Here is a 22644-nt window from a genome sequence, read left to right as displayed (position 1 = left end):
GGAATTGTGCCGCACCCCCGCGGCCCCGCGGACGACGCGGCGCTGGCCCAGCACCGATAATCCCCGCCCTGTGACCGATTCCGCCTCCCGCACCCGCTCTCCCGCGCCGAATGCCGGCGCCCCGCGTTCCCCCCGGCCCCCTCGCACCGCGGGCGCGCCACGCACGCCACGGCCTGCAACGCCGGTGCCGACCATCACCTTCCCGGAATCGCTGCCCGTCTCCGGCCGGCGCGAGGAGATTGCCCAGGCCCTGCAGACCCACCAGGTGGTCATCGTCTGCGGCGAGACCGGCTCGGGCAAGACCACCCAGTTGCCCAAGATCGCGCTGGCGCTGGGGCGCGGCCTGGGCGCCGGTGGCAGTGGCCTGATCGGCCACACCCAGCCGCGGCGGATCGCCGCCAGCTCGGTGGCCAAGCGCATCGCCGAGGAGCTCAACTCGCCGCTGGGCGAGGTGGTGGGCTACAAGGTCCGCTTCAACGACCGGCTGCAACCGGGCGCCAGCGTCAAGCTGATGACCGATGGCATCCTGCTGGCGGAGACCCAGACCGATCCGCTGCTCAAGGCCTACGACACGATCATCATCGACGAGGCCCATGAGCGCAGCCTGAACATCGACTTCCTGCTGGGCTACCTGCGCCAGATCCTGCCGCGGCGGCCCGACCTGAAGATCATCGTCACCTCGGCGACGATCGACGCCGACCGCTTCGCCCGGCACTTCGCCTCGGCCCAGGGGCCGGCGCCGGTGATCCAGGTCAGTGGCCGCACCTTTCCGGTGGAGCAGCGCTACCGCAGCTTCGAGGAAAGCAAGGAGTTCGACCTCAATGACGCCATCGCGGATGCGGTGGACGAGCTCTGGCGCGAGGGCCCGGGTGACATCCTGGTCTTCCTGCCCGGCGAGCGCGAGATCCGCGAGGCCGCCGACCACCTGAACAAGCACCTGGCGCAGCGCCAGCGACACGGGCCGCAGCCCGACATCCTGCCGCTGTTCGCCCGCCTGTCGCAGGCCGAGCAGGACCGGGTCTTCAGCCCGGGCAACGGTCGCCGCATCGTGCTGGCCACCAACGTGGCCGAGACCTCGCTGACCGTGCCCGGCATCCGCTACGTGATTGACAGCGGCCTGGCGCGCGTCAAGCGCTACAGCTACCGCAACAAGGTCGAGCAGCTGCAGATCGAGTCCATCAGCCAGGCCGCGGCCAACCAGCGCGCGGGCCGCTGCGGCCGCGTGGCCAACGGCATCTGCATCCGGCTCTACGACGAGAAGGACTTCCAGGGCCGGCCGCGTTTCACCGACCCCGAGATCCTGCGTTCCTCGCTGGCCGGCGTGATCCTGCGCATGAAGTCGCTGCACCTGGGCGCGGTGGAGGACTTCCCCTTCCTCGAAGAGCCGCCGCGCAAGGCCATCGCCGATGGCTACGCCCTGCTGGGCGAGCTGGGCGCCGTGGACGAGGCCAACGAGCTCACCGCCATCGGCCAGGAGCTGTCCAGGCTGCCGCTGGACCCGCGGGTGGGTCGCATGATCCTGGAGGCGCGCGACCGCCAGAGCCTGAGCGAGGTGCTGATCATCGCCTCGGCCCTGTCCGGCCAGGACGTGCGCGACCGGCCGCTGGAACAGCAGCAGGCCGCCGACGAGAAGCACAAGAAGTTCGACGACGAGAGGTCGGAGTTCATGGGCTATCTCAAGCTCTGGCGCTGGATCGAGGAAGGCCGCGGCCAGCATGGGCACGGGGCCCAGGCGGCACAAGCCGGCCAGAAGACCGACAGCCACAAGCTCAGCAACCGCCAGCAGGAGGCCCGGCTGCGCGAGAGCTTCGTCAACCCGCGCCGCGTGCGCGAGTGGCGCGACATCCACAGCCAGCTGCACACCGTGGTGGCCGAGCACGGCTGGCGCCTGAACCAGAGCCCTGCCACCTACGAGCAGATCCACATGGCCATGCTGGCCGGCCTGCTGGGCAATGTGGGCTGCAAGTCCGACGACGAGGACTGGTACCTGGGCGCGCGCGGCATCAAGTTCTGGCGCCACCCGGGCGCCCACCTGTCCAAGAAGCCGGGCCGCTGGCTGGTGGCCGCCGAGCTGGTGGACACCACGCGCCTGTTCGGCCGCGGCCTGGCCGCCATCGAGCCGCAATGGATCGAGCGCATCGCCGGCCACCTGCTCAAGAAGCAGTTGCTGGAGCCGCACTGGGAGAAGAAGGCCGCCGAGGTCGTCGCGCTGGAGCGCGCCACGCTCTACGGCATCGTCATCTACCACCAGCGCAAGGTGAACTTCGGCCGGGTGGACCCCAAGGCCGCGCGCGAGATCTTCATCCGCGAGGCGCTGGTCAATGGCGAGTGGGACAGCCGCCTGCCCTTCATCGCCCACAACCGCAAGATGATCGCCCAGGTGGAGGAGCTGGAACACAAGTCCCGCCGCCAGGACGTGCTGGTGGACGAGGAGCTGATCCACGCCTTCTACGACCAGCAGGTGGGCGCGGAGGTGGTCAGCGGGGCCACCTTCGAGCGCTGGTACCGCGAGGCCAGCCGCGACAACCCCAAGCTGCTGATGCTCAGCCGCGAGGAGCTGATGCGCCACGAGGCGGCCGGCGTGACCACCAGCGCCTTCCCGCGCACGGTGCGCCTGGGCGGGGTGGACTGCGCCGCCAGCTACCTGCACCAGCCGGGTGATCCCAAGGACGGCGTGACCGTCACCGTGCCGATCTACGCGCTCAACCAGGTCAGCGAGGAACGCTGCGAATGGCTGGTGCCCGGCATGCTGGAGGCCAAGGTGATGGCCCTGGTCAAGAGCCTGCACCAGCGCCCGCGTTCCCGCCTGGTGCCGCTGCCCGAGTTCGTGGCCGAGTTCTGCGCCACCGCGCCCTTTGCCCAGGGCGCTCTGGTGGACGTGCTGCTCAAGGCCGTGCGCGAGCGCACCCAGCTGGCCATCCAGCGCAACGACTTCAAGCTTGAGCAGTTGCCGCCCCACCTGTTCATGAACTTCCGCGTGGTGGACGAGCATGGCCGCCAGCTGGGCCTGGGCCGGCAGCTGGCCAGCCTCAAGGCCGAGCTGGGCGGGCAGGCGCGCTCGGCCTTCCAGGCCCTGGCCGCGCTCAAGCTGCAAGCCGCGCCCGCTCCGGCCCCGCAACCGCAGATGATCCGCACGCCCTCGGGCGGGCAGGCCGCGGTGGCGGTGGTCAAGGCGCCGGCCCCGGCACCGGCCGACACCCCGGTGCAGCAGCACACCGCTTGGACCTTCGGCGAACTGCCCGAGCTGATGGAGATCCGCAAGGCCGGCCAGACGCTGATCGGCTTTCCGGCGCTGATCGACAAGGGCGCGCATGTGGAGATCGAGGTCTTCGACGAGCCGGACGTGGCCGCGGCCAAGCACCGCGGCGGCCTGCGCCGTCTGGTGGCGCTGCAGATCCGCGAGCCGCTGAAGTACCTCGAGAAGAACATCCCCGACCTGACCAAGATGGCGGTGGCCTACATGCCCCTGGGCACGGCCGAGGAGCTCAAGGCCCAGATCATCGACGTGGCGCTGGACAAGGCCTTCCTGGCCGATCCGCTGCCGCAGGACAAGGCGGCTTTCGAGCGGCGCATCGAGGAAGGGCGCAGCCGCCTGAACCTGATCGCCCAGGAGGTGGCCCGCCTGGCCGGCACCGTGCTGGCCGAGTACGCCGCGGCCACCCGCAAGCTCAAGGACGCGCGGCCACCCAAGGACGTGGCCGACGACATCACCGCCCAGCTGCAGCGTCTGGTGCCCAAGCGCTTCGTGGCACTCACGCCCTATGCGCAGCTGCAGCACTTCCCGCGCTACCTCAAGGGCATCGTGATGCGGCTGGACAAGCTGCGTGCCGACCCGGCGCGTGACGGCCAGCGCCTGGCCGAGCTGCGCCCGCTGGAGCAGCGCTACCAGCGTCGTCTGGCGGACCTGAAGGGGCAGACCGACAGCCGGCTGGACGACTTCCGCTGGCAGCTGGAGGAGCTGCGCATCAGCCTGTTCGCGCAGGAGCTGCGCACGCCGCAGCCGGTGTCGGTCAAGCGGTTGGAGAAGACCTGGGCTCAGCTGTCCAGCTGAGCGGCGAGACGCAGCGGCCCATCAGCCGCTCGAAGGCCGGGTCCAGGGTCTGTGGCGGGCAGGGCAGGTGGCGGTCGGCCCACTGGCGCAGCGCCGGACCACCGCGCGGCACCCGGGTCAGGGCCATGGCCGCATCCACCGAGGCGTCATCGCGGCGCAGGCTCAGCAGCCGTTCCAGGACTTCGCGGGCGGCATGGAGCGTGCCCGGCAGCAGGTGGGGGTGGTGCAGCAGCTCGGTCTGGGCCTGCCAGACCTGGGTCAGGGCCTCGTCGAAGGCCGACGCGGGCGAGGCCTCGACGATGGCGCGCGTGGCGGGCTCGTTGCCCATCATCAGGGCCAGGCGCAGCAGCAGATCCTCGAAGCCGATGTCGTAGCCGATGTGGAAGTTCACACCGGCCCGGGTGGCTTCGCGGGCCTCCGATTCGTCGTCGTCGCCGCCCAGCTGCAGCACCGGGATGTGGGCCCACTCGCGGCAGGTGCGCAGCAGGTAGCTCAGGGCCAGGCCGGCGCTGCTGTGCTGGCCGCCGTTGACGACGATCAGCCGCAGTGGCTTGTGCTTGATGACCTCCAGGGCCTCCCAGGGGGTGGGCACGGCCTCAGGCTCCCAGCCCACGGTGGCCAGCAGTTCCAGCACCACCCGGCAGCGCGGGGCAACGGGGTCGACGATCAGAATGTGGCTCATGCCAGCGATATCGGACGCTGGCGGGCCGGGGTTGAGCCGGGAAAGCGCGCAGGGCGTGCCGGGTGTCACGCCGGCGGTGCTTTCAGGGGACTCAGCGCAGCAATTCCAGCAGGCGGTCCATGCCTCCCTGTTCGATCGACACCTTGGCCTGGGCCCGCACGGCGGGCTTGGCATGGTAGGCCACCGACAGGCCGGCCACGCCCATCATCGGCAGGTCGTTGGCGCCGTCGCCCACGGCAATGGCCTGGCCGGGGGCAATGCCCAGCTGTTCGCAGGTCTGCAGCAGGGTGCGGCGCTTTTCCTCGCCGTCGACGATGTCGCCCCAGGCCTGGTCCACCATGCGGCCGGTCAGGGTGTCGCCTTCGATCTCCAGCACGTTGGAGCGGGCGAAATCCAGCTTCAGCCGGTCCTTCACGCGGTCGGTGAAGAAGGTGAAACCGCCGGAGACCAGCAGCGTCTTCAGGCCGGCGGCCTGGCAGGCGGCCACGAAGGTGGCCACGCCGGGGTTGAGCTGCAAGCGCTCGTCGTAGATGGCCTGCATGGCCGACACCGGCACGCCCCGCAGCAGGGCCACGCGCTGGCGCAGGCTTTCCTTGTAGTCGGCGATCTCGCCGCGCATCGCGGCTTCGGTGATCGCGGCCACCTCGGCCTTCTTGCCCACGGCGGAGGCGATCTCGTCCACGCATTCGAGGTTGATCAGCGTGGAATCCATGTCGAAGGCGGCCAGGCGGTAGTCGGCCAGGCGCAGCGGCGGGTTGACGCCGCGGACCATCAGGCCGGGCGCGAATTCGGTGTGGGACATCGGAGGACCGAGCAGTTCGGCAGGCGGGCAGAGACAGGCCGAATTTTACGGGGTCGGCTTCACGCGGCGGCCTCCGGCAGCAGTCGGTGCTGGCGCAGCAGTGCGTAGGCGGGCCGGCAGGCCTCGGCCACCGCCAGCGCCTGGCCTTGCAACTGCGGCGCGCGCGGGCGCCAGGGCTCGAAGCCGGTGGAGGCCCAGACCGCGTCGTACCAGTACGGCGCCCAGATGCCGTCGCTGTCCCGCCGGCCCGCCGGCCAGTGCAGCATGCGGGGCGTGAAGGCGATGCCCAGCGCGCCGCAGACGGCCCGCAGGAAGGCCTCGGGGGCCTGCAGGAAGTCTTCGGCGTCGATCACCATCGGTGCCTGCCCGCTGCGCTGGGCGAGCCGGTCGAACAGCTGCGCCTGCTGCAGCAGGCCGATGTCCTCGGGGGCCACTGTAGCGCGGCTCTTCAGGTAGCTGTCCACCACCTGGGCCGGGTCGCGGATGAGCAGGATGTTGTGCAGCCGGTGCACCCAGTCGGTGTCCATGCCGGGCAGCAGGTGGTGGCTCATGTGCTTCTGGTACCAGACCGGTTGGCCGTCCGGCGCCGGGCCCTCGCTCAGGGCCCGGGCCACGCGCGCGGCGTCGGTGTCGCCATCGGCAATGACCTCGTCGCGGCCCGGGTGGTCCAGGCCGGTGGCGGCCAGATAGGCGGCGTACAGCGGCTCGTCGCTCACCGCGCAGTCGCCGCGGTTCTCCCAGGCCCGCATCATCGCGGTGGAGATGTTGCGCGGGCCGCTCCACATGGCCACGCGCAGGGGTGTCCGGGTGCTGCTCATACGCTGCGCGCCGCCACGTCGCGGGCCACCAGCGCCTTGTAGAGGGCTTGCAGTCGCAGCACCATCGGCCCGGGCACGCCGCCTTCCATCGGGCGGCCGTCCACTTCACGTACCGGCACCACGCCGGCAAAGGTGCCGGTGCAGAAGGCCTCTTCGGCGCTGTAGACCTGGGTCAGGCTGAAGTTCTTCTCGAACACCGGGATGCCGGCCTCGCGGCAGACCTGGATCACGTTGCTGCGGGTGATGCCGCCCAGGCAGTAGTCGCCGCTGCTGGTCCACACCTCGCCGCCACGCACGATGAAGAAGTGGGTGGAATTGCAGGTGGCGACGAAGCCGTGCGGGTCCAGCATCAGGGCCTCGTCGGCCCCGGCGGCCGTGGCCTGGATGCAGGCGGTGATGCAGTTGAGCTTGCTGTGGCTGTTGAGCTTGGGGTCCAGCACGTCGGGGTAACCCCGGCGCACATGCACGGTGAAGAGCTTGAGCCCGGCCTGCACCGTCTCGGGCTTGGCCAGCTTGAACTCCGGCAGGATGACGATGGTGGCCGGGCCCACGGTGACCCGCGGGTCCTGGTAGGGCGTGCGCTTGACGCCGCGGCTGACCATCAGCCGGATGTGCACGCCGTCGTGCATCTGGTTGGCGGCCAGGGTGTCGTAGATGGCCTGGGTCAGCTCGGCCCGGCTCAGGCCGATGTCCAGCATGATGGCCTTGGCGCCTTCCCACAGCCGCGCCAGGTGGGCGTCCAGGAAGACCGGGTGGCCGTCGACCACCCGCAGCCCTTCCCACACCCCGTCGCCCAGCACGAAGCCGCTGTCGAAGACCGAGACCGTGGCCTCGGCGCGCGACTTCAGCTGGCCGTTGATCCAGATGCGGATGTCCGCGTTGCGGGGGTCGTCGTGGAAGTCGTGGATGCTCTGGGACATGGCAGGGGGCCGAGGAAACCGGGACGTCCCAGTCTAGCCCCGCGCCCCGGCCCCGCCGCGACTCAGGCCTTCACCGGCTGGCCCAGCGAGCGCAGCAGGTCGCGCAGGTAGGTGGCGCGCTCGCGCGGGTCGGCGATCTCGCGGTCGATGCGCAGCTTCTCGTTGCCCACCAGCTTGATCGCCCGGTTCTTCTGCACCAGCTCGATGATGCGCAGCGCGTCCACCGGCGGGTTGGGCCGGAAGGTCACGCTCATCAGCTTGGGGTTGGCGTCGATCTTCACCACGCCATAGGGCTTGGCCTGGATGCGCAGGCGGTGGGTGTCGAACAGGGCCTGGCCCTGGGCGGGCAGCTTGCCGAAGCGGTCGGTGATCTCTTCGAGCAGGCGGTCGAGCTGCTCGGGCTTCTCGGCCGTGGCCAGGCGCTTGTAGAAGTTCAGCCGGGTGTGCACGTCGCCGCAGTAGGCGTCGGGCAGCAGCGCGGGGGTGTGCAGGTTGATCTCGGTGGCGGCGCCGAAGACCGCGCTGTGCGGGCTCAGCAGGTCGGGCTCCTCGCCGTTCTTGAGCGCGCGCACCGCCTCGGCCAGCATCTCGTTGTAGAGCTGGAAGCCCACCTCCATCATGTTGCCGCTCTGGTTGTCGCCCAGCACCTCGCCGGCGCCGCGGATCTCCAGGTCGTGCATGGCCAGGTAGAAGCCCGAGCCCAGTTCCTCCATCTCCTGGATGGCGGTCAGGCGCTGGCTGGCCTGCTTGGTCAGGCCCTCCACATCGGGCACCAGCAGGTAGGCATAGGCCTGGTGGTGGCTGCGGCCCACGCGGCCGCGCAGCTGGTGCAGCTGGGCCAGGCCGAACTTGTCGGCCCGGCTGATGATGATGGTGTTGGCGCTGGGCACGTCGATGCCGGTCTCGATGATGGTGGAGCACAGCAGCACGTTGAAGCGCTGGGTGGTGAACTCGCGCATCACCCGCTCCAGCTCGCGCTCGGGCATCTGGCCGTGGGCCACGCCGATGCGGGCCTCGGGAATCAGCTCGGCCAGGGCCTGCCGGCGGTTCTCGATGGTCTCCACCTCGTTGTGCAGGAAGTAGACCTGGCCGCCGCGCTTCAGTTCGCGCAGCACCGCCTCGCGGATCACGCTCTTGCCCTCGTTGCGCACGAAGGTCTTGATGGCCAGGCGGCGCTGCGGCGCGGTGGCGATGACCGACAGGTCGCGCAGGCCCTCCAGCGCCATGCCCAGGGTGCGGGGGATGGGGGTGGCGGTCAGCGTCAGCACGTCCACCTCGGCGCGCAAGGCCTTCATGGCCTCCTTGTGGCGCACGCCGAAGCGGTGTTCCTCGTCGATGATCAACAGGCCCAGGCGCTTGAACTGCACCTCCTTGGACAGCAGCTTGTGCGTGCCCACGACGATGTCGATGCTGCCGTCGGCAATGCCCTCCAGCGCCACCTTGACCTCCTTGGCACTGCGGAAGCGGCTGAGCTCGGCCACCTTGACCGGCCATTTGCCGAAGCGGTCGACGATGGTCTGGTAATGCTGCTCGGCCAGCAGCGTGGTGGGCGCCAGCAGGGCCACCTGCTTGCCCGCGTGCACCGCGACGAAGGCCGCCCGCAGGGCGACCTCGGTCTTGCCGAAGCCCACGTCGCCGCAGACCAGCCGGTCCATCGGCCGCGGGCTGATCATGTCCTGGATCACCGCGTGGATGGCGGCCTGCTGGTCCGGCGTCTCCTCGAAGCCGAAGCTGGCGGCGAAGGCCTCGTAGTCGTGCGGGGAGAAGCGGTGGGCCATGCCCTCGCGGGCGGCGCGCAGGGCGTAGATGTTGAGCAGCTCGGCCGCGGCATCGCGCACCTGCTCGGCGGCCTTGCGCCGGGCCTTGTCCCACTGCTGGGAGCCCAGCTTGTGCAGCGGGGCCTCTTCGGCGCTCACGCCGGTGTAGCGGCTGATCAGGTGCAGCTGGCTGACCGGCACATAGAGCGTGGCCTTGTCGGCGTACTCCAGGTGCAGGAACTCGCTGGGGCCCTCCAGCCCGGTGTCGATGCTGACCAGGCCCTGGTAGCGGCCGATGCCATGGGCCGAGTGCACCACCGGGTCGCCGAGCTTCAGCTCGGAGAGGTCCTTGATCAGCGCATCGACGTTGCTGGTCTGCTCCTGCTTGCGCCGCCGCCGGGTGCCCGGCGCGCTGGCGAACAGCTCGCCCTCGGTGATGAACTGCACCGCCAGCTGGGCTTCGGGCTCGTGCCAGAAGAAGCCGGCCGTCAGCGGGGCGGCAGTGATGGCCACCTTCTCGTCGCCGGCCAGGAAGTCGGCCAGCGTCTCGACGGTGGGCACCTGGATCTTGTGGTCGCGCAGCAGCTCCAGCAGGCTCTCGCGCCGACCCTCGCTCTCGCCCATCAGCAGCACCCGGTGGGGCGTGCTGTCCAGGTGCTTCTCCAGCGCGGCCAGCGGCTCGGTGGCGCCGCGGCTCACGCTCACATCGGGCAGGGGGCGGGCCCAGTCCACCGGCTCGCTGCCGCGCAGGGCCAGCGTGGCATGGGCGCCGGTGCGGGTGAAGAACTCCTCGACCTTCAGGTAGATGGCCTCGGGCGGCAGGATGGGCCGCTCCGGGTCGTGCTGCAGGAAGCGGTGGCGCTCGCGCGTGTCGGTCCAGAAGCGCTGCAGGGCCTCGTCCACCTCGCCGTGCAGCACCAGGCTGGCCTGCGCGCCGAGGTAGTCGAAGATGTTCGCCGTCTCGTCGAAGAACAGCGGCAGGTAGTACTCGATGCCGGCGGTGGCGATGCCCTGTGCGATGTCCTTGTAGATGCGGCTCTTGGTCGGGTCGCCTTCGAGCTTCTCGCGCCAGCGTTCGCGAAAGCGCTGCCGCGCCGTCTCGTCCATCGGGAACTCGCGCCCGGGCAGCAGCTGCACCTCGGGCACCGGGTAGAGGCTGCGCTGGCTGTCGGGGTCGAAGGTGCGGATCGAGTCGATCTCGTTGTCGAACAGGTCCACCCGGTAGGGCACCGGCGAGCCCATGGGGAACAGGTCGATCAGGCCGCCGCGCACCGCGTATTCGCCGGGCGACACCACCTGGCTCACATGGCTGTAGCCGGCCAGGGTCAGCTGGCTCTTCAGGGCCGCCTCGTCCAGCTTCGTCTTCTGCTTGAACTGGAAGGTGGTGCCGGCCAGGAAGGAGGGCGGTGCCAGCCGCGTGAGCGCGGTGGTGGCCGGCAGCAGCACCACGTCCACCGTGCCGCTGTGGATGCGCCAGAGCGTGGCCAGGCGCTCGGAGATCAGGTCCTGGTGCGGGCTGAAGGTGTCGTAGGGCAGGGTCTCCCAGTCCGGAAACACCGCCACCCGCAGCCCGGGGGCGAAGAAGGCCATCTCCTCGGCCAGGCGCTGGGCGTCGCCCGGCTCGGCGGTGACGATGCCCAGCACCTGCCCCTCGGCCACCCGGGCCTGGGCGTGGCGGGCCAGCAGCAGGGCGTCGGCCGAGCCGGTGGGGCGGGGCAGGGTGAAACGTTTGCCGGGGGCGATGTGGGGCAGCTGCATGGGGCGTGGCGCACGTGGGGGCGCTGAAAACGACAACACGCCCCGGAGCCGGGCTCGGGGGCGTTGAACCCCGCAATTCTAGAATCCGGGCAATGACCACCTACACCGTCGGGGCCGAGCCCCGCTGCTTCGCGATCGTGCCCTGCGCGGGCACCGGCAGCCGCGCCGGCAGCTTCCAACCCAAGCAATACGAGCCGGTGGCGGGCCAGCCGCTGGTGGCCCACACCCTGGCCGCACTCTCGCGCGTGGAGCGCCTGGCCGGCATCCTGGTGGTGCTGGCCGAGGACGACACCCAGTTCGAGGAAGACCTGCCGGGCCTGGCCGATGCCGCCGAGGGCCGCATCTGGCTGGCCAAGGTGGGCGGCGCCACCCGGGCCGAAACCGTGGCCAATGGCCTGAACGAGCTGCGCGCCCGCGGCGCCCAGCCGCAGGACTGGGTGCTGGTGCACGATGCCGCCCGCTGCCTGCTGCGCCCGGCCTGGGTGGACCGCCTGATCGACGCCTGCCAGGATGACGAGGTGGGCGGCCTGCTGGCGCTGCCGGTGGCCGACACGCTCAAGGCCGAAGAGGCGGGCCGCGTGGCCGCCACCGTGGACCGCAACGGCAAGTGGGCGGCGCAGACGCCGCAGATGTTCCGCCTGGGCCTGCTGGCGCCCGCGCTGGCCTTTGCCGGCGAGCAGGTGACCGACGAGGCCAGCGCCATCGAGGCCCTGGGCCACAGCCCGAAGCTGGTGCGCGGCGACTACGAGAACTTCAAGGTCACCTGGCCGGGCGACTTCGCGCTGGCCGAGCGCCTCCTGAGCACCGCGCGCCGCGGCGCCGAGGCCCGGGCCTTCGTGCCCGCGCGCGACTTCGCGCTGTCGCAGCGCTTCTACGAGGCCCTGGGCTTCAGCCGCGAGTTCGCGCAGGGCAAGCTGGCCGGCTACCGCATGGGGCAGACGGCCTTTCTGCTGCAGGACTTCTTCGAGCCCGCCCACGCGGCGAACTTCATGATGCACCTGACGCTGGACGACCTGCAGACCTTCTGGGCCCGCCTGGAGCTAGAGGGCGTGCTGGGCCGCTTTGCCGAGCACGGCGTGCGCGCCGAGCCGCCGCAGCAGCGGCCCTGGGGCCTGGTGGACATGACGCTGACCGACCCCAGCGGCGTGCTCTGGCGCATCGCCCAACGCATGGAGGTGGCCGAATGAGCACGACGAGTTTGCCCGCGCTGCGTATCGGTGAAGGCTGGGACACCCATGCCCTGGTGGTGGGCCGGCCGCTGGTGCTGGGCGGCGTCACCCTCCCGCACAGCCACGGCCTGCTGGGCCACTCGGATGCCGACGCCCTGCTGCACGCCATCACCGACGCGGTGCTGGGCGGGGCCGGGCTGGGCGACATCGGCCGCCACTTCCCGGACACGGCGGTGGAGTTCAAGGGCGCCGATTCGCACCGCCTGCTCACCGAGGCCATGCGCCGCGTGCGCGCGGCCGGCTGGCAGGTGGTCAATGTGGACTGCACCATCGTCGCCCAGGCGCCCAAGATGGCGCCGCATGTGCCGGCCATGGTCGCTCGCATTGCCGAGGCCCTGGGCATCGAGCCCGCACGGGTCAACGTCAAGGCCAAGACGGCCGAGAAGATGGGCCCGGTGGGCGAGGGCCGGGCCATCGAGACCCGCGCCGTCTGCCTGCTGGCCGCGCTCAGCTGAGGCGGAAGCGCTCGGCGTCCAGGCCCAGCCGGCGGATGCGGTCGGACAGGGTCTTGCGCGGCAGGTCCAGTGTCGCCGCCGCCGCGCTGACGCTGCCCTGCGATTCGCGCAGCGCGGCCTCGATCAGCCCGCGCTCGAAGGCCTCCAGCTGGGCCTCCAGGCCGGCCCGCGGCGCCGCGGCCGTGCCATCGCCAGGCGCGCCCGCGGGGGCGTCACGGTCCGCGGCCTCCGTCGCGGTGTCCTCCAGCCCCAGCACCCAGCGGTCGGCCAGGTGGCGCAGCTCGCGCACATTGCCCGACCAGTCGCGGGCCTGCCAGGCGGCCATCTGCGCCGCGCCCCAGCGCGGCACCGGGCGGCGGAAGCGCAGCCCGGCCAGCTCGGCGAAATGGGTCAGCAGCAGGGGGATGTCCTCGCGCCGCTCGCGCAGCGGCGGCAGGGCCAGGGTGGCCACGTTCAGGCGGTAATACAGGTCGGCCCGGAAGCCCCCGCGGTCGGCCAGGGCCTTGAGGTCCACCTTGGTGGCCGCGATGACCCGGGCCTGCAGCGGCAGCACGGTGTTGCCGCCCAGGCGTTCGAAGCTGCGCTCCTGCAGCACCCGCAGCAGCTTGACCTGCAGGGCCAGCGGCATCGACTCGATCTCGTCGAGGAAGACCGTGCCGTCGCGCGCATGTTCGAGCTTGCCGATGCGGCGCTTGGTGGCGCCGGTGTAGGCGCCGGGCTCGGCGCCGAAGATCTCGGACTCGAACACCGCCTCGGGCAGAGCGCCGCAGTTGATCGCGACGAAGGGCCCGCTGGCGCCGCTGGCCTCGTGCAGGGCCTGGGCCACCACCTCCTTGCCGGCGCCGGTCTCGCCCTCGATCAGCACGTCCACCCCGGTCGGGCCGAGGTTGGCCACCAGGGTGCGGATGCGCTCCATGGCGGGCGAGGCGCCGATCAGCCGGCCGGTGCCCGACAAGGCGGCCTTCAGGCGCCGGTTCTCCAGCACCAGCTGGCGCTGGATGGCGGCGCGCCGGGTCACGTCGATCAGGCGCTCGGAGGCAAAGGGCTTCTCGATGAAATCCCAGGCGCCCTCGCGCATGGCCTCCACCGCCATGGCCACATCGCCGTGGCCGGTCACCAGCGTGACCGGCAGGTCGGGATCGGTGCGGTGCAGCTCGCGCAGCAGGGTCAGGCCGTCCTTGCCGGGCAGTCGCACGTCGCACACCACCACGCCGGGGAAGTCGGGTTTCAGCAGGGCCTGGGCCTGTTCGGCGCTGTCGCAGGGCAGCACCTGGAAGCCGCCGATCTGCAGGGCCTGGGCGGCGGCCAGCTGGACGCCGGGGTCGTCCTCGATCAGCACGACGGTGCGCAGGGGATCACTCATGGGGAAGGCGGGAACACGGGGCCCGATCATCGCTCAGTCTCGCTCGGCCAGTGCGGCGGCTCAGCCGATGGTGGGCAGGGCCGTGGCCGGCGGGCTGGCCAGCACGGCCACCGGCAGGCTCAGCGTGGCCACGGTGCCCGTCTGGCCGTCTTCGCGGTCGGCGAATTCGATGCTGCCGCCCAGGGCGTTGGCGATGGAGGCCGAGATGGCCAGGCCCAGGCCCAGCCCCAGGCCGGCGGGCTTGGTGGTGAAGAAGGGCTCGAAGAGGCGCTGGCGGGCCGCCGGGCTCAGGCCGGGGCCCTCGTCGCTGACGCTCAGGCGCACCTGCTCGCCCACCTGGGCCGCGCGGACCTGCACCCGCAGCCCGCCACGGTCGCGGTTGGCGTCCAGTGCGTTGCGCAGCAGGTTGACCAGCACCTGTTCGATGCGCACCGTCTGGCCCAACACGGCCAGCCCGGGCGGGATGGGGTCGATGTCGATCTGCTGGCCCGCCTGCCGGGCATCGGCCGCGACCAGGGCACAGGCTGCCGCGACCGCCGGGGCCACCGCCACCGGCACCGGCTGCAGCTCGTCCTTGCGCGCAAAGCCCTTGAGCCGGGCGACGATCTCGGCGATGCGCAGCGTCAGACCGCCGATGCGGCCGATGTTGGCCTGTACCGCGTCCAGGTCCCCGCGGGCCAGCAGCAGGCCGGCGTTGTCGTTGAGCGCGCGCAGCGCGGCCAGGGGTTGGTTGATCTCGTGGGTGATGCTGGCGGCCATCTGGCCCAGCACCGCCAGCTTGCCGGCCTGCACCAGCTCGTCCTGGGCGGCCTGCAGCGTGCGCTGGGTGCTTGCCAGCTGCTCGATCTTGCGGGCCAGCTCCTCGTTGGCTCCGCGCAGGTGGGCGGTGCGCTCGTCGATGCGGGCCTCCAGCTCGGCGTTGGCGCGCTCCAGGTCGCGCCGCACGCGACGCAGCTCTTCATCGCGGCGCCGGCGCAGCCGGGCGTAAAGCAGTCCCACCACCAGCACCGCATAGGCCAGGCCGGCGGCCAGGGCCTGGGCGCGGGCATCCTGCGTCAGGCCGTCGGTTTCCGCGAAGGACAGCAGGGTCCAGTCCATCGGGCCCAGGGTGCGGCGTTGGGCGGCCACCCGCAGCCAATGGGGCGTGCGGCCGTTGCCTTCGGCCCGGGTGGCCAACCGGGTGGCCCGGCCGTCGAAGGCCTCGTCGGGTCGGTCCAGCGGCAGCGGGGCCAGCGGGCCGGCACCATACTGTTGGGTGGCCTGCAGCAGGGCCTGGGTGGCGGCGTCCAGCGGACGCAGGGTGTGGAAGCGCCATTCCGGCCTGCTGGACAGGAAGACCACGCCGCGGGCGTCGGCCAGCATCAGCAGCTCGCCGCTGCGCTGCCAGTTGGCCTCCAGGTCGTCGAAGGAGATCTTGACCGCCAACACGCCGATGGGGCGGCCAGCGGCATCGCGCACCGGCTGGGCCAGGAAGTAGCCGGGTTCCTTGGTGGTGGCGCCGATGGCGTAGAAGCGGCCGGTGCCGCCGGCCAGGGCGTCGCGGAAGTAGGGCCGGAAGGCGTAGTTCTGGCCGACGAAGCTGGTGGGGGTGGCCCAGTTGCTGGCCGCCAGGGTGACGCCGCTGGGCGCGATCAGGTAGATGGCGAAGACGTGGGTGGCCTGGGCCAGGCGCTCCAGCCGGCGGTTGACGGCGTCTCGCCGGGCCGGGTCCTCCGGGTGCTGCAGCAGGTCGGGCAGCTCGGAGTGGCTGGCCAGCGCGATCGGCAGGTTCTCGTACTTCTCCAGCGTGGTGGTCAGGTCGGCGCCCAGGAAGTCCAGCCGTCGCTGGGCCTGGTCGTGCAACTGCTGCCAGCCGTGGCGATAGACCGCGGAAAAAGCGCCCAGCACGATGGCCGCGCCCAGCAGCACCAGGCCGATGGCCGTCCAGAGCGCAGGCCGCCGGGGCATGTGTTGGGCCCTCGGTTCAGGGCGCGTCGCAGCGCGTCATGCGCACCGGGCCCTCGCCGGGCACCCATTGGTGCAGTGGTCGGCAGCGGCCTTCGGCGCACAAAGTGTGGTCGGCCGTGAAATCCGAGGCGGCCAGCACCACCTCGGGCTGGGGCGGCACCCGGGGCCGGTAGTGCCAGACGCCGTCACGCAGCACCGCGTCATCCGGCGGCTCCATGCCGGCGCCGGAACCCCGGATGCTGGCATCCACCACCACCAGCCCGGCAGGCGTGACCTGCCACTGCTCATCCCACAGGATCCTTTCGATCGAGTGGGTCCAGCTCAGGCTGAAATGGCTGGCCGCCACGACCACCGTGGTGGCCGCGCGGCTCAGACACAGGGCCAGGGGCATCGCGGTGCTCAGGCCCCGCTGACCACGCCGGCCGGCCGCTGGCGCTTGAGCTGCCAGCCGTTCCAGGCCAGCATCAGCGCGCCAGCGGCAAAGCCCAGCTCGTCGGTGAACGGAATGGCGGCCACCAGCAGCAGGGCCCCGGCCGCGCACCACAGCCGCTCCAGCACATGCAGCGGGCGCGACAGGTAGCCGATGGCGGCCGCCCCCCACAGGCCGATGGCCACCAGGCACTTGAAGAGCATGTAAGCCGCGGCGCCCCAGTGCAGCACGCCGTCGGCGCCGGGCTGCAGCATCAGTGCCGGGTCGTAGACGGCCATGTAGGGCACGACGAAGCCCGCCGCGGCGATCTGGGTGGCCTTCATGCCGATCTTCATCGGCGAGGCGCGGGCGATCGACGCTGCGGCGAACGCGGCCAGGGCCACCGGCGGCGTCAGGTCGGCCATGATGCCGAAGTAGAAGACGAACATGTGCGAGACGATCAGCGGCACGCCCAGCTTGAGCAGGGCCGGCGCGGCGATCGAGCTGGTGATGATGTAGTTCGGGATCGTCGGGATGCCCATGCCCAGGATCAGGCAGACGATCATCGTCAGCACCAGAGACATGAACAGGCTCTTCTCGCCCACCTGCAGGATGTAGCCCGCGAAGCTGGTGGCCGCGCCGGTCAGCGTCAGCGTGCCGATGATGACGCCGACGATGGCGCAGGCCAGGCCCACCGGCACCGCCTGCTTGGCGCCGTCGATCAGGCTGTCGCGCAGCGCGGCCAGGGTGCTGCGGCCGCCCTGGGCCACCGCATTGGCCGCCACCAGCGCGGCGATCAGGCCCAGGATGACCCAGATGCCGAACTTGGCGAAGAAGGAGGCCACGATGCCCAGGCCGATCCAGAACACCACCCGCATGGCCCGCTGGCCGAACTGCGCGGCCACCGTGGTGCCCAGGATCAGCACGCCGGTCAGGGCCAGGCCGGTGAGGCCGGCGAACATCGGGGTGAAACCGTGGAACAGCATGGCCACCAGGGCGGCCAGCGGCAGCATCAGGTACCAGCGCTCGCGGATGGCCCGCCAGGGGTTGGGGCACTGGTCCTTGGGCAGGCCCAGCAGGTTGGCGCGACCGGCCTCCAGGTGCACCATCCAGAAGGTGGTCACGTAGTAGAGCAGGGCGGGCACCACCGCGGCCTTGCAGATCTCGGCGTAGGGCACGTTGAGCGTCTCGGCCATGATGAAGGCCACCGCGCCCATGACCGGCGGCATGATCTGGCCGCCCATCGAGGCGGTGGCCTCCACCGCGCCGGCGAAGTGCGGCGCGTAGCCGAAGCGCTTCATCAGCGGGATGGTGAACTGGCCCACGGTCAGCACGTTGGCCACGCCCGAGCCGGAGATGGTGCCCATGAAGCCCGAGGACACCACCGCCACCTTGGCCGGGCCGCCCTTGGCATGGCCGACGAAGCCCAGCGCCATCTCGTTGAACAGCCGGATCATGCCGGCATGCTCCAGGAAGGCGCCGAAGAGGATGAACAGGAAGATGTAGGTGGCCGACACCAGGGTGGGCGTGCCGTAGATGCCCTCGGTGCCCAGGTGCAGCTGCGAGATGATCTGGTCCATGCCGAAGGGGCGGTGGGCCAATTCGCCGGGCAGGTATTCGCCGAAGATGCCGTAGGCCAGGAAGAGGGCGCAGACGATGGGCAGGGCCAGGCCCAGCACGCGGCGGGCGGCCTCGAACAGCAGCACCACGCAGGCCGTGCCCACCACCATGTCGGCGGTGTTGGGGTCGCCCGAGCGCAACACCAGATCGGCTTCGAACTTCCAGTGGTACAGGCCCAGCACGAAGCAGCCCAGGGCCAGCACCAGATCCAGCCAGGGCAGGCGGTCGCGGGCGCTCTTGCTGCGGGCCGGGTAGAGCAGGAAGGCCAGCAGCATCAGGAAGCCCACGTGGATGGAGCGCGTGGGCAGGCTGGACAGGGGCGAGAAGGCCGCCACCACCAGCTGGAAGACGGAGAAGGACAGGGCAGCGATCACCACCAGCCAGGCGGCCCAGCCGCCCAAGCGGCGGGTGTGGCCGTGATCGTCCGAAGGATGATCGAGGTTCTGCAGCAGATCGTCGGCCTGCGCTGCGGCGCCGGCCGGGACGGGAGAAGACATGCGGGAACTCCTGCGCGCGGGGCAGAGGGGCGCCCTGGCACGGGCCGGGGCGCGGGGGCAGTCAGGCGAAGGGAAGGGAGGGGAAGGAGAGGGCACGCGGCCCGCTCACTTCACGCTCACTTCAGCAGGCCGACTTCCTTGTAGTACTTGATGGCACCGGGGTGCAGGGGGATGGGCGAGGTCTTGGCCGCGTTCTGCAGGCTGATGCCCTTGGCCGCCGAGTGGGCCGCCACCAGGGCCGGCAGGTTGCTGAACATGGCCTTGGTCATCTGGTAGACCGTGTCGTCCGACACACCGGCGTGGGTGACCAGGAAGTTCTGGATCGCCGCGGTGGGCACGTCGGCGGTCTGGCCGTCGTAGGTGTTGGCCGGGATGGTGGCGGGCTGGTAGGCCGCGTCGCCCACCTTGGCGATGACGTCGGCCGGGATGGGCACGACGACGATCTTCATCGAGGTGGACAGATCCCGCAGGGCCGACACGCCCAGGCCGGCCGACTGCAGGGTGGCGTCGAGCTGGCGGTTCTTCATCAGCTCGACCGATTCGCCGAAGGGCAGGTACTCGACCTTGCCCAGACTCTGGTAGCTCAGGCCGGCGGCGCGCAGGATGGCGCGCGCGTTCAGTTCGGTGCCGGACTTGGGCGCGCCCACGGACACGCGCTTGCCCTTGAGGTCGGCCAGGGTGTGGATGCCGGAATCGGCGCTGGCCACGATCTGGATGTAGTTCGAATAGATGCCGGCGACTGTGCGCAGCTTCTTCAGCGGGGCCTTGAAGCCGGCTTCGGCATTGCCCTGCCAGGCATCGGACAGTGCATCACCCAGCGTGAAGCCGATCTCGCCGCGGCCCGCTTCCAGCAGGTTGAGATTCTCGGCTGAGGCCTTGGTGGCTTGCACGGTGACCTTGGCACTGGGCATGGCCTTGCCGTAGAGCTGGGAGAGGGCCACACCCATCGGGTAGTAGACCCCGCTGGTGCCACCGGTCAGGACGTTGATGAACTGGGCCTGGGCCGAGGCGGTCGCCATCGAGAAGGCACAGACCGCGCCAGCGATCAGGGCGTGCAGCTTTCGCATGCTTTGTCTCCGTTGTGATGTGGGAAGGATGGCGGTGACCATCGCAGCCCATGTTGCACGCGGTGTGCCAGCCTGGGAGGCGGGAGAAACGCGGGAGGAAGCTCAGGGATAGCCCTCAAAAAAGAGGCCCTGCGGGCTCACTGAAGGCTTGGATCGGGCCGCCGCTCGGGGGGAACCCGGTGGCGGCATGCCGCCACCGTTCGGGTGGGGTGGCGGATTTTCGCCACCCCGCCGGCCTGCGTCGGAAGGGGGCTCAGCTGGCCCGGCGCAGCCGGATGTGAGCCATCAGCCCGCCATCGCGGGCGTTCACCAGTTCCAGCGAGGCGCCGATGCGCTGCAGCGCCTTCTTGACGATGGCCAAGCCCAGGCCCGCACCGGTGGCCGCGGTGCGGGCGGCGTCGCCACGGAAGAAGGGGGTGGTGAGCTGGTCGAGCTTCTCGGGCGGCACGCCCTGGCCGTAGTCGCGCACAGTGACGATGACCGTGTCGCCGGTGATCACGTGGCTGACCTTGACCTTGGCCACCCCGGTTTCCACCGTGCGGCCGTAGCGGCGGGCGTTCTCGAACAGGTTGGCGAAAACGCGGCCCAGTTCCACGTCGTCGCCCTGCACCTTGATGCCCGGCGGCAGGCGCAGAGAGAAGCGGATCTGCGACTTGTCGCGGAAGGCGGCGGCCTCGCGTTCGATCACCAGGCCCAGGTCCACCGGCTTGGTCTTGGTGTCGTCCGGCCGGGCGTAGTCCATGAACTTGTCGATGATGGCGTCGAGCTGGTCGATGTCCTGCGCCATGGCCTTGCGGGCCTCTTCGTCGGCCACGCTGATCTCGGCCTCCAGCCGCAGCCGGGCCAGCGGCGTGCGCAGGTCATGCGAGATGCCGGCCAGCATCACCGCGCGCTCCTCCTCGACCTTGGCCAGCTCGCGGGCCATGCGGTTGAAGCCGATGTTCACAGCGCGGATCTCGGTGGTGATGTTGCTCTCGTCCAGGCGGGAGTCGTACTCGCCTTCGCGGATGCGGCTGGCCGCGAAGGACAGGTTCTTCAGCGGCTTGTTGATCAGGCTGGCGATGACTGCCGCCCCCAGCACCGAGAAGAGCAGGGCGATGGACACCCAGACGATCCAGGTGCTGGGCGTGAGCGGCTCGACCCGGGCATAGTCGGCCTGCAGCCAGTACGGGTCCTGCTCGATGGTGAAGCCGATCCAGAGCGCCGGCTCGTCATTGACCGAGCGGGCCAGCAGCGTGTCGTCGCCCAGCCGGGACTTGAGCTCGGCGCCCACCTGGCGGGTGAATCGGTCGGTCTCCAGCGGCTCCCAGCGGTCGTCCTTGCTGCGCGGCAGGATGCGCACCGCCTCGCGCTCGCTCATGGTCTTGATGACCGCGATGCGGTTGATGCCGTCCGAATACTGCAGCGCCGCGCGCGAGAGGTTGACCAGGCTGGCCAGCTGCTGCGCCGCCTGTGCCACGCGGGGTTCGAACTCCAGCTGGCGCAGCGTCTGCACCCAGGCGGCCACGCCGCCGGTCAACAGCAGGGCCAGCAGCACGAAGGTGCGCCAGAACAGGTTCAGCGACAGGGCAGGGCGTTTGAGGGACACGACAGCGGGGAGCGCAGCCTGGCGCAGCAAAGGGTGTCAGGGTTCAGGCAGTGTCGCCGGGAATGAAGACGTAGCCCACACCCCAGACGGTCTGGATGTAGCGCGGGTTGGACGGATCGGGTTCCAGCATCTTGCGCAGGCGGGAAATCTGCACGTCCAGGCTGCGGTCGAAGGGTTCGAACTCGCGGCCACGGGCCAGCTGGGCCAGCTTGTCGCGCGACAGGGGCTGGCGCGGGTGGCGCACCAGGGCCTTGAGCATCGAGAACTCGCCGGTGGTCAGGGTGATCTGCTCGCCGTCCTTGGTCAGCCGGCGCAGCGAGAGATCGAACTCGAAGGGGCCGAAGGTGACGGTCTGCGGCTCCTTGGCGGGGGCACCGGGGGCTTCTTGCGTGGGCCGGCGGCGCAGCACGGCGTGGATGCGGGCCAGCAGCTCGCGCGGGTTGAAGGGCTTGGGCAGGTAGTCGTCGGCGCCCACTTCCAGGCCGACGATGCGGTCCACGTCCTCGACCTTGGCGGTCAGCATGATGATGGGGGTGCGGTCGCCGGCGGCACGCAGGCGGCGGCAGATGGACAGGCCGTCCTCGCCCGGCAGCATCAGGTCCAGCACGATGAGGTCGATGGTCTCGCGGGTCTGCAGCCGGGCCAGGGCCTTGGCATCTTCCGCCAGCAGCACGTCGAAACCCTCCTGGGTCAGATAGCGGCGCAGCAGGTCGCGGATGCGGGCATCGTCATCGACGACGACGATGCGGTCCTGGCGGGGGGAGGAGGTGGCATTCATGGTCGGACCCCAATTTGTAACAGAGCCGGATTGTGCGGGGCGGATTTCGGGTTTCCGGCCGACCCTGACCCTCTGTTACAAATGTTCCCGCTCTCTCACATCGCTGCGCCATCGGGTCGTCCACCAAGTCGTCTTCATGCGTTAATGGACGCATGAAGACGACACATCTGCACCTTCTTCGCTCCGGCAGCCGTCTGGCCGGCCTGTCCATGCTCACCGCGGCGGCCGCGGCGCAGGCCCAGGTGCCTGCGGCTGCGCCCGAGGGGGTGCTGAACCTCAGCGCCCAGGCCACGGTGGAAGCGCCCCAGGACTGGATGACCCTGGTGCTGTCCGTCACCCGGGAGGGCAGCGACGCCACCCAGGTGCAGCAGCAGCTCAAGCAGGCGGTGGAGGGCGCCATGGCCCAGGCACGGCGCCAGGCCCGGCCCGGGCAGGTGGAATTGCGCAGCGGCGCCTTCTCGGTCTATCCGCGCTACGGCAGCAAGGGCGGCATCACCGGCTGGCAGGGCTCGACCGAGCTGGTCATCGAGGGCCGGGACATGCCGGCCATCGCCCAGCTCTCCGGCCAGATCGGCAGCCTGACCATCTCCCCCGCGTGGGCTACAGCCTGTCGCGGGAGGCGCGCGAGAAGCTGCAGACCGAGGCCACCGCCCAGGCCATCGCCCGCTTCCGGGCCGAGGCGGGCGACTATGCCCGCCAGTTCGGCTTTGGCGGCTACACGCTGCGCGAGGTGTCGGTGAACACCGACGGCGGTGCGCCGATGCCCGAGCCGCGCTTCCGGGTGGCCATGGCCGCCGCCAAGGTGGGCGACGGCGAGTCCCTGCCGGTGGAGGCCGGCAAGGGCAGCGTCACCGCCACCGTGGCCGGCAGCATCCAGCTCAAGTGAGCCGGATGCGGGGGGCG

The 22644-nt window shown here is 70.6% G+C and carries 16 protein-coding genes and 1 pseudogene; 5 read left to right on the top strand and 12 right to left on the bottom strand.

Annotated features, from left to right (window positions below; genetic code table 11):
• Positions 1-4 precede the first annotated feature (4 nt).
• Positions 5-4051 carry an ATP-dependent RNA helicase HrpA gene (hrpA, locus tag LRM40_RS10825; RefSeq protein ID WP_170288886.1) on the top strand — a complete coding sequence of 1349 codons (4047 nt, stop codon included), beginning with the start codon at positions 5-7 and terminating at the stop codon, positions 4049-4051.
• Here the strand turns inward: hrpA and LRM40_RS10820 are convergent.
• From LRM40_RS10820 to mfd, 5 genes are all read right to left on the bottom strand, one after another.
• Positions 4011-4733, bottom strand: coding sequence for a PleD family two-component system response regulator (locus tag LRM40_RS10820; protein WP_151124482.1), 723 nt, complete (start codon positions 4731-4733; stop codon positions 4011-4013). The genes hrpA and LRM40_RS10820 overlap by 41 nt on opposite strands.
• Positions 4734-4824: 91 nt before the next feature.
• Positions 4825-5535 carry a phosphoserine phosphatase SerB gene (serB, locus tag LRM40_RS10815; RefSeq protein ID WP_151124483.1) on the bottom strand — a complete coding sequence of 237 codons (711 nt, stop codon included), beginning with the start codon at positions 5533-5535 and terminating at the stop codon, positions 4825-4827.
• Between the two features lie 59 nt (positions 5536-5594).
• Positions 5595-6353, bottom strand: a complete 759-nt coding sequence (locus tag LRM40_RS10810) for a sulfotransferase-like domain-containing protein (RefSeq protein ID WP_151124484.1) — start codon at positions 6351-6353, stop codon at positions 5595-5597.
• On the bottom strand, positions 6350-7273 hold the full coding sequence (locus LRM40_RS10805) for an aminotransferase class IV (RefSeq protein ID WP_151124485.1): 924 nt from the start codon (positions 7271-7273) through the stop codon (positions 6350-6352). The genes LRM40_RS10810 and LRM40_RS10805 overlap by 4 nt, the downstream gene beginning before the upstream one ends.
• 62 nt (positions 7274-7335) lie before the next feature.
• Positions 7336-10788 carry a transcription-repair coupling factor gene (gene mfd, locus LRM40_RS10800; protein WP_151124486.1) on the bottom strand — a complete coding sequence of 1151 codons (3453 nt, stop codon included), beginning with the start codon at positions 10786-10788 and terminating at the stop codon, positions 7336-7338.
• 92 nt (positions 10789-10880) lie between these two features.
• Here mfd and ispD point away from each other — a divergent pair.
• Together ispD and ispF are read left to right on the top strand one after the other, a co-directional pair.
• A pseudogene (gene ispD / locus LRM40_RS10795) lies at positions 10881-11594 on the top strand (2-C-methyl-D-erythritol 4-phosphate cytidylyltransferase); the annotation flags it as partial.
• A 377-nt stretch (positions 11595-11971) separates the two neighbouring features.
• Entirely contained in the window at positions 11972-12472 is a 501-nt protein-coding gene (gene ispF / locus LRM40_RS10790; protein ID WP_151124487.1) for a 2-C-methyl-D-erythritol 2,4-cyclodiphosphate synthase, read from the top strand.
• Here ispF and LRM40_RS10785 read toward each other — a convergent pair.
• The 7 genes from LRM40_RS10785 to ompR form a co-directional block, all read right to left on the bottom strand.
• Complete coding sequence (locus LRM40_RS10785) at positions 12465-13835, bottom strand: sigma-54-dependent transcriptional regulator (RefSeq protein WP_151124488.1); 1371 nt, start codon at positions 13833-13835, stop codon at positions 12465-12467. The two genes, ispF and LRM40_RS10785, sit on opposite strands and share 8 nt — an antisense overlap.
• Before the next feature lie 60 nt (positions 13836-13895).
• Positions 13896-15782, bottom strand: coding sequence for a sensor histidine kinase (locus LRM40_RS10780; protein ID WP_151124489.1), 1887 nt, complete (start codon positions 15780-15782; stop codon positions 13896-13898).
• Between the two features lie 16 nt (positions 15783-15798).
• A complete protein-coding gene (locus LRM40_RS10775; protein WP_211373004.1) occupies positions 15799-16173 on the bottom strand; it encodes a DUF1850 domain-containing protein in 375 nt (124 codons plus the stop codon).
• 8 nt (positions 16174-16181) lie between these two features.
• Positions 16182-18308, bottom strand: a complete 2127-nt coding sequence (locus LRM40_RS10770) for a TRAP transporter permease (protein WP_151124490.1) — start codon at positions 18306-18308, stop codon at positions 16182-16184.
• Positions 18309-18424: 116 nt separating this feature from the next.
• Positions 18425-19375: a TAXI family TRAP transporter solute-binding subunit gene (locus LRM40_RS10765; protein WP_151124491.1), complete on the bottom strand. Its 951-nt coding sequence runs from the start codon at positions 19373-19375 to the stop codon at positions 18425-18427.
• A gap of 253 nt (positions 19376-19628) precedes the next feature.
• Positions 19629-20963, bottom strand: a complete 1335-nt coding sequence (locus LRM40_RS10760) for a sensor histidine kinase family protein (RefSeq protein WP_231067508.1) — start codon at positions 20961-20963, stop codon at positions 19629-19631.
• A 43-nt stretch (positions 20964-21006) separates the two neighbouring features.
• Positions 21007-21741: an osmolarity response regulator transcription factor OmpR gene (gene ompR / locus LRM40_RS10755; RefSeq protein ID WP_022981811.1), complete on the bottom strand. Its 735-nt coding sequence runs from the start codon at positions 21739-21741 to the stop codon at positions 21007-21009.
• A 152-nt stretch (positions 21742-21893) separates the two neighbouring features.
• Here ompR and LRM40_RS10750 point away from each other — a divergent pair, with 152 nt between their 5' ends.
• Complete coding sequence (locus tag LRM40_RS10750; RefSeq protein WP_310734160.1) at positions 21894-22481, top strand: SIMPL domain-containing protein; 588 nt, start codon at positions 21894-21896, stop codon at positions 22479-22481.
• Positions 22373-22627: an SIMPL domain-containing protein gene (locus LRM40_RS21470; RefSeq protein ID WP_310734161.1), complete on the top strand. Its 255-nt coding sequence runs from the start codon at positions 22373-22375 to the stop codon at positions 22625-22627. Before LRM40_RS10750 ends, LRM40_RS21470 begins: the two co-directional genes overlap by 109 nt.
• Positions 22628-22644 lie beyond the last annotated feature (17 nt).

Source organism: Ideonella dechloratans (genome assembly GCF_021049305.1).
Classification (GTDB): Bacteria; Pseudomonadota; Gammaproteobacteria; order Burkholderiales; family Burkholderiaceae_C; genus Ideonella; species Ideonella dechloratans.
This window is presented reverse-complemented; position numbering and strand designations above follow the sequence as displayed.